6 protein-coding genes are annotated in these 7,459 nt (G+C 66.1%); 5 read left to right on the top strand and 1 reads right to left on the bottom strand.

From position 1 onward, the window contains the following. A partial coding sequence (locus tag A9977_RS20725; RefSeq protein ID WP_405054695.1) for a carboxylesterase family protein occupies nt 1-124 on the bottom strand: 124 nt, incomplete at its 3' end. A 51-nt stretch (nt 125-175) separates the two neighbouring features. Between A9977_RS20725 and A9977_RS20720 the strand changes: the two genes are divergently transcribed. From A9977_RS20720 to A9977_RS20700, 5 genes are all read left to right on the top strand, one after another. Beyond that, on the top strand, nt 176-1,813 hold the full coding sequence (locus tag A9977_RS20720) for a carboxylesterase family protein (RefSeq protein ID WP_183026762.1): 1,638 nt from the start codon (nt 176-178) through the stop codon (nt 1,811-1,813). A gap of 104 nt (nt 1,814-1,917) precedes the next feature. Further along, nucleotides 1,918-3,561 (top strand): 3-(methylthio)propionyl-CoA ligase, encoded by a 1,644-nt coding sequence (locus A9977_RS20715; protein WP_183026761.1) that lies wholly within the window; start codon nt 1,918-1,920, stop codon nt 3,559-3,561. 128 nt (nt 3,562-3,689) lie between these two features. Further along, entirely contained in the window at nt 3,690-4,922 is a 1,233-nt protein-coding gene (locus tag A9977_RS20710) for a branched-chain amino acid ABC transporter substrate-binding protein (protein ID WP_183026760.1), read from the top strand. Between the two features lie 170 nt (nt 4,923-5,092). Continuing rightward, the gene (locus tag A9977_RS20705; protein WP_183026759.1) at nt 5,093-6,325 is read left to right on the top strand and encodes a branched-chain amino acid ABC transporter substrate-binding protein; all 1,233 of its coding nucleotides are present in this window, start codon (nt 5,093-5,095) and stop codon (nt 6,323-6,325) included. Between the two features lie 74 nt (nt 6,326-6,399). Continuing rightward, nucleotides 6,400-7,353, top strand: coding sequence for a branched-chain amino acid ABC transporter permease (locus tag A9977_RS20700; protein WP_183026758.1), 954 nt, complete (start codon nt 6,400-6,402; stop codon nt 7,351-7,353). The last annotated feature ends 106 nt before the right edge of the window (nt 7,354-7,459 follow it).

Here is a 7,459-nt window from a genome sequence, read left to right as displayed (position 1 = left end):
CCGGGCGGATGCCGCTCCAGGCCTCGGGCTCGACCGGCGCGCGCCAGCGCAGGGCGCCGACCGGCGGCTTGGCGAAGGGCACGCCCTTCCAGGACCAGGTTCCGGTGCGGGCGCTGTCGTCCACGCCCTCGATCTTGCCGGCCGTGGTCTGGCGCCTCCCGTGGTCGACGGCCCCATGGTGCGCCAGACCACGGCCGGCAAGATCGAGGGCGTGGACGACAGCGCCCGCACCGGAACCTGGTCCTGGAAGGGCGTGCCCTTCGCCAAGCCGCCGGTCGGCGCCCTGCGCTGGCGCGCGCCGGTCGAGCCCGAGGCCTGGAGCGGCATCCGCCCGGCCGCCCAATTCGGCAACGCCTGCCTGCAGCTCGGCCGCCTGTTCGGCCCGGGCGAGAACAACACCTACGACGCCACCATCGGCGCCACGCTGGGCCAGCCGGTGGGCAGCGAGGACTGTCTCTACGTCAACGTCTGGCGCCCGGCCACCACCGACCAGAAGCTGCCGGTGCTGCTGTTCGTGCACGGCGGCAGCAACATCTCGGGTTACACGGCTGACCCGCTCTACGACGGCGCCGCGCTGGCCAAGGCCGCCAATGCGGTGGTGATCACCACCAACTACCGGCTCGGCCTGCTGGGCTTCCTGAACGTGCCGCAGCTGCGCCCCGGCGGCACGGCGGGCGACGATTCGGGCAACTTCGCGCTGCTCGACATCCTGGCGGCGCTGCGCTACATCCAGGCCAACGCCGCGGCCTTCGGCGGCGATGCGGGCAACGTCACGCTGTCGGGCGAATCCGCGGGCGCCACCAACCTGCTGGCGCTCATGACCTCGCCGATGGCCAAGGGGCTGTTCCACAAGGTCTTCGAGATGAGCGGCGGGATCTCGCTGGCGAGCAACCTGCCGGCCGGCACGCTGCCCACGCTGACGCCGGCCTCGACGAAGCAGGGCGAGACCCTGCTCGAGAAGCTGCTGGTCGCCGACGGCACCGCGGTCGACGCCGCGGCCGCGCGCACCTACCTCGCGACACGCACCGCCGCCCAGGTGGCGGACTACCTGCGCGCCCAGGATGGCAAGGCGCTGCTGCGCGTGGTCCAGGCCGCGGGCCTGAACAGCGCCAACCCGATTCCCGACGGCCAGGTGATCCCGGTCGATCCGATCGGCGCCATCAACGCCGGCAACTACATCCAGGTGCCGGCCCTGACGGGCAACACGCGCGACGAAGGCAAGCTGTTCGCGGGCCTGCTCGGTTCGCTCGGCATCCCGGGCTTCAAGGCGGGCTGGATCGTCGACGATGCCAAGCGCTTCAAGATGATGTTCGACTACAACCCCGATGCGGCGCCCACGCTCACCGTGGAAGACATCATCGACCCTTCCTACCTGCCGGTAGACAAGCCGGGGACGGGTTACAACGCGGCCACCGGCCTGATCACGCGCAGCCTGTTCGAGGCCAACCGCGACAACCTGCTGGGCGCGATGCAGAAGCACCAGTCGAACATCTGGCACTACCGCTTCGACTGGGACAAGGCCCCGGCGCCCTGGAACGACGTCTACGGCGCGGCCCATGCCTTCGACCTGGCCTTCGTGTTCGGCAATTTCGGCCCGGCCCTGCTCACCAACGCCGAGTTCAGCCAGGCCAACAAGCCCGGGCGGATCGCGCTGTCGAACGCGGTCATGGCCAGCGTCGGCGCCTTCATGCGCAACGGCGATCCGAACACGCTGGCGCTGGGCGCGAACTGGGCGCCGTGGCCGGCGCAGCTGCGGCTCGACGCCACGCTGTCGGACGCGAAGATCACGCCAGTGGCTGCCGCACCGAATTGAGCGTGCCGTGCAGTGCGGGTTTGTGTCATTGTGGAAGCTTCGAAAGCTTGCGTGAATCTGCGGTCGGTAAGCTTTTCAAAGTTATTTCACACAGGAGTTTGTAGATGCTGGGTTTGATGCAAGACCAACCGTTGTTGATTTCGTCCCTGATCGAATTCGCCGAACGTCACCACGGCGACGGCGAAATCGTGTCGCGGCGGGTCGAAGGCGACATCCACCGCTACAGCTGGGCCGACGTGGCCCGGCGTTCGCGCCAGGTGGCGAACGCGCTGGACAGCGAGAACCTGCTGTTCAGCGACCGTGTCGCCACCTTGGCCTGGAACGGCTACCGCCACCTGGAGCTCTACTACGGGGTTTCGGGTTCGGGCCGCGTGCTGCACACCATCAACCCGCGCCTGCACCCCGAGCAGATCGCCTGGATCGCCAACCACGCCGAAGACCAGATCCTGTGCTTCGACCTGAGCTTCCTGCCGCTGGTGCAGGCGGTGCATGCCAAGTGCGCCACGGTGAAGAAGTGGATCGCGCTGTGCGACGCCGACAAGCTGCCGGCCGACAGCGGCATCCCCGGCCTGGTGAGCTACGAGGCCTGGATCGGCGGCCAGTCCACCGACTACGCCTGGCCCAGCTTCGACGAGAACTCGGCCTCGAGCATGTGCTACACCAGCGGCACCACGGGCAACCCCAAGGCCGCGCTCTACAGCCATCGCTCGACCATCCTGCATGCCTACGCGGCCGCCTTGCCCGACGTCATGGGCCTGTCGGCGCGCGATTCGGTGCTGCCGGTGGTGCCGATGTTCCACGTCAACGCCTGGGGCATCCCGTATTCGGCCGCGCTGACCGGCGCCAAGGTGGTCTTCCCCGGCCCGGCGCTCGACGGCAAGTCGGTCTATGAACTGATCGAGGCCGAGAAGGTCACCTACGCCGCCGGCGTGCCCACCGTCTGGCAGATGCTGCTCACGCACATGAAGCCCGCGGGCCTGCGCTTCTCGACGCTCAAGCGCACGGTGATCGGCGGCTCGGCCTGCCCGCCGGCCATGATCCATGCCTTCCAGCAGGACTACGGCGTCGAGGTGCTGCACGCCTGGGGCATGACCGAGATGAGCCCGCTGGGCACGCTCTGCACGCTCAAGAACAAGCACCTGGAGATGTCGGCCGAGGCCCAGGACGCGATCCGCCTCAAGCAGGGCCGCGCGATCTTCGGCGTCGACATGAAGATCGTCGACAGCGACGGCAAGGAACTGCCCTGGGACGGCAAGGCCTACGGCGACCTGCTGGTCAAGGGCCCGTGGATCGTCAAGGAGTACTTCAAGGCCGAGGGCGGCGACCCGCTGGTGCCCGACGCGCAGGGCCGCGGCTGGTTCCCCACGGGCGACGTGGCGACCATCGACGCCGACGGCTTCCTGCAGATCACCGACCGCAGCAAGGACGTGATCAAGTCCGGCGGCGAATGGATCAGTTCCATCGACATCGAGAACATCGCGGTCGCGCATCCGGCGATCGCCATGGCGGCCTGCATCGGCGTGTTCCATCCCAAGTGGGACGAGCGCCCGGTGGTGGCGGTGGTCAAGCGCCCGGGCGCCGAGGTCACGCGCGAGGAACTGATCAAGTTCTACGAAGGCAAGACCGCCAAGTGGCAGATCCCCGACGACGTGATCTTCGTCGAGGCGATCCCGATCGGCGCCACCGGCAAGATCCTGAAGACCAAGCTGCGCGAGCAGCTCAAGGGCTACAAGCTGCCCGGCCTCTGAAACCCTGGCGGCGCGGCTTTCCTACCGCAGGGTAGGTCGGCCGTGCCACCGGCCCCGCGCGGGCAGTGGCCTGAACCCTTGCCCGCGACTCTTTTCCGTTCCATTCCATCGCAGGAGACAAAGAAGTCATGAAGTTCCCGTTGCAGGCCGTCGCAGCCGTCGTTCTCGTATCCGCCGCCGCAGGCGCATTCGCCCAGAAGGGCGAGACGGTCAAGATCGCCTGGCTCGACCCGCTGTCCGGCCTGATGGCCGCCGTGGGCACCAACCAGCTCAAGACCACGCAGTACTTCGCCGAGGAGTTCAACAGGAAGAACCTCTCGGGCGTGAAGTTCGAGATCGTCGCCATCGACAACAAGCTGAGCCCCCAGGAAACCACCAGCGCGCTGCGCTCGGCCATGGACCAGGGCGCCCGCTACGTGATGCAGGGCAACGGCTCGGGTCCGGCACTGGCGATCATGGATGCGATCGAGAAGAACAACGCGCGCAATCCGGGCAAGGAAATGCTCTACATGAACTACGCGGCGGTCGACCCCGACCTGACCAACGCCAAGTGCAGCTACTGGCACTTCCGCGTCGACGCCGACACGTCCATGAAGATGGAAGCCCTGACCACCTTCATGAAGGACCAGGCCGACATCAAGAAGGTCTACCTGATCAACCAGAACTACGCGCACGGCCAGCAGGTCTCCAAGTACGCGAAGGACAACCTCAAGGCCAAGCGCCCCGATGTCCAGATCGTCGGCGACGACCTGCACCCGCTGGCCCAGGTGCGCGACTTCGCGCCCTACATCGCCAAGATCAAGCAGTCGGGCGCCGACACCGTGATCACCGGCAACTGGGGCTCCGACCTGTCGCTGCTGATCAAGGCGGCCAACGACGCGGGCCTGAGCAACGTCAAGTTCTACACCTACTACGCCTACGGCGCGGGTGCGCCGACCGCCATGGGTGCGGCCTCCGACAGCAAGGTCTACACCGTCAGCTACGCCCACTACAACATGGGCGGCGACATGCAGAAGAGCATTGACGGCTACAAGAAGAAGCTCAACGACGACATGGTCCAGACCTCGATCCACCATGTGTTCTCGCTGCTGGACAACGCCTTCGCGCAGACCAAGTCGACCGATCCGGTCAAGGTCGCGGCGGCGCTGGAAGGCATGAAGCTCAAGAGCTTCAACGGCGAGATCGAGATGCGCAAGTCCGATCACCAGCTGCAGCAGGGGCTCTACATCACGCGCTGGGAGAAGAAGAGCGCGAAGTACCCCTACGACGCCGAGAACACCGGCTACACGCTGGCCCCGGTCAAGTACTACGAGCCCTACGTGGCCAGCACCCCGACCTCGTGCCAGATGAAGCGTCCCTGAGATGGTGCACGGCGAAGTTCTACCGCACGGTAGGATTTTTCCGTGCCGCCTGTCGCGTGGGCGATAGAAACGCTCTCTCCGAGGCGGCCGTTACGGGCATTCCCTGACGGTCCGACCTGCAAAGGCTTGTAATCTCGCTCGCACTCAGACCAACGACCCAGGAGACAACCATGCAATTTCCAGTCAAGTTTCTCGCCGCCTCCCTGATTGCCGCCAGCGCCGCCGGCGCCTGGGCCCAGCAGGGCGAAACCGTGAAGATCGCATGGCTCGACCCGCTGTCGGGTCTGATGGCCTCGGTCGGCACCAACCAGCTCAAGACCTTCCAGTTCCTGGCCGAGGAGTTCAACAAGAAGAACGTGGCCGGCGTGAAGTTCGAGATCATCGGCATCGACAACAAGCTGAGCCCCCAGGAAACCACCAGCGCGCTGCGCTCGGCCATGGACCAGGGCGCCCGCTACGTGGTGCAGGGCAACGGCTCGGGCCCGGCGCTGGCGATCATGGACGCGCTCGAGAAGCACAACGCGCGCAACCCCGGCAAGGAGGTGCTGTACCTCAACTACGCGGCGGTCGACCCCGACCTGACCAACAGCAAGTGCAGCTACTGGCACTTCCGCCTCGATGCCGACACGTCCATGAAGATGGAGGCCCTGACCACCTTCATGAAGGACCAGGCCGACATCAAGAAGGTCTACCTGATCAACCAGAACTACGCGCACGGCCAGCAGGTCTCCAAGTACGCGAAGGAAAACCTCAAGGCCAAGCGCCCCGATGTGCAGATCGTCGGCGACGACCTGCACCCGCTGGCCCAGGTGCGCGACTTTGCCCCCTACATCGCCAAGATCAAGCAGTCGGGTGCCGACACCGTGATCACCGGCAACTGGGGTTCCGACCTGGCCCTGCTGATCAAGGCCTCGAACGACGCCGGCCTCAACGTCAAGTTCTACACCTACTACGCCGTGACCACCGGCACGCCGACCGCCATGGGCGCGGCCTCCGACGGCAAGGTCTACCAGGTGGGCTACAGCCACTACAACGCCCCTGGCGTGATGGTGCCGCTGATGGCCGAGTACAAGAAGCGCTTCAACGACGACATGTACACCACCGCCGTCTACACGGCCTACGCGATGCTGAGCGAGGCCTTCGTGCGCACCAAGTCGACCGATCCGGTCAAGGTGGCGGCGGCGCTGGAAGGCATGAAGTTCAAGAGCTTCAATGGCGACGTCGAGATGCGCAAGTCCGACCACCAGCTGCAGCAGGGCCTCTACATCACCCGCTGGCAGAAGACCGATGCCAAGAACCCCTACAGCCCGGAGAACACCGGCTACACGCTGGCACCGGTCAAGTTCTACGAAGCCTATGTCGCGAGCACGCCCACCAGCTGCGAGATGAAGCGGCCATCCTGACGTACCCCCGCGCCTGAGTGTCGAGGCCCGACTTCGCAACTCGGGCCTTTTTCTTTTCACCACCGAACGGAACGATGAACGTCGAATTCTTTGTCATCTCGCTGCTCAATGGCGTCAGCTATGGGCTGCTGCTGTTCATGCTGAGCTCGGGCCTCACGCTCATCTTCAGCATGATGGGCGTGCTCAATTTCGCGCACACCAGCTTCTACATGCTCGGGGCCTACCTGGCCTACACGATCTCGGGGCTGGTCGGCTTCTGGCCGGCGCTGGTCATTGCGCCGCTGGTGGTGTTCGCGCTGGGCGCGCTCTTCGAGCGCTACAGCCTGCGCCGGGTCCACAAGTACGGCCACGTGCCGGAGCTGCTGGTGACCTTCGGCCTCTCGTACCTGATCCTGGAAGTGGTGCAGCTGCTGTGGGGCCGTTCCACCGTGCCCTACGGCCTGCCGACGCAGCTGCAGGGTCCGCTGTTCACGCTCTACGGCACCCAGTTCCCCAAGTCGCGTTCCTTCATCATGCTGGTCGCCATGCTGATGCTGGTGTCGGTCTGGCTGCTGCTCACGCGCACCCGCATCGGGCTGGTGATCCAGGCCGCGCTCAAGAACCCGGAGATGGTGGAGGCGCTGGGCCACAACGTGCCGCGCGTGTTCATGCTGGTGTTCGGCGGCGGCGCCGCGCTGGCCGGCCTGGCCGGCGTGATCGGCGGCAACACCTACGTCACCGAGCCGGCGATGGCCGCCTCGGTGGGGTCGATCATCTTCGTGGTGGTGGTGGTCGGCGGCATGGGCTCGCTGGCCGGCGCCTTCCTGGCCTCGCTGCTGATCGGCATCGTCCAGACCTTCGCCGTGGCCATGGACTATTCGGTCGCCACCGGCCTGCAGGGCCTGGGCGTGGCCGTGACCGACCAGACCTTCGGCTACGAGCTGATGAAGCTCACCATCTCGCAGGTCGCCCCGATCCTGCCGTACCTGTTCCTCGTGCTGATCCTGATTTTCCGCCCCAAGGGCCTGCTCGGCACCCGTGAAGACTGAGATGCAAGCCCACCCCCGATGCGCCTTCGGCGCCTCCCCCTCGAGGGGGCGATACCAGCGGCCCGGCAAAGCCGGTTCCGCGGTATCCCTGGACCACCCCCGATGC

The sequence above is a fragment of the Variovorax sp. UMC13 genome, from assembly GCF_014170375.1.
GTDB lineage: Bacteria > Pseudomonadota > Gammaproteobacteria > Burkholderiales > Burkholderiaceae_C > Variovorax.
Note: the sequence above shows the minus strand (reverse complement) of the source record. Positions and strands in the feature narration are given on the sequence as shown.

What these genes read in the sequence shown, in the direction of transcription:
- A9977_RS20700 (WP_183026758.1), top strand. Translation starts at nt 6,400, where the DNA reads ATGAACGTCGAATTCTTTGTCATCTCGCTGCTCAATGGCGTCAGCTAT.
- A9977_RS20715 (WP_183026761.1), top strand. Translation starts at nt 1,918, where the DNA reads ATGCTGGGTTTGATGCAAGACCAACCGTTGTTGATTTCGTCCCTGATC.
- A9977_RS20720 (WP_183026762.1), top strand. Translation starts at nt 176, where the DNA reads ATGGTGCGCCAGACCACGGCCGGCAAGATCGAGGGCGTGGACGACAGC.
- A9977_RS20705 (WP_183026759.1), top strand. Translation starts at nt 5,093, where the DNA reads ATGCAATTTCCAGTCAAGTTTCTCGCCGCCTCCCTGATTGCCGCCAGC.
- A9977_RS20710 (WP_183026760.1), top strand. Translation starts at nt 3,690, where the DNA reads ATGAAGTTCCCGTTGCAGGCCGTCGCAGCCGTCGTTCTCGTATCCGCC.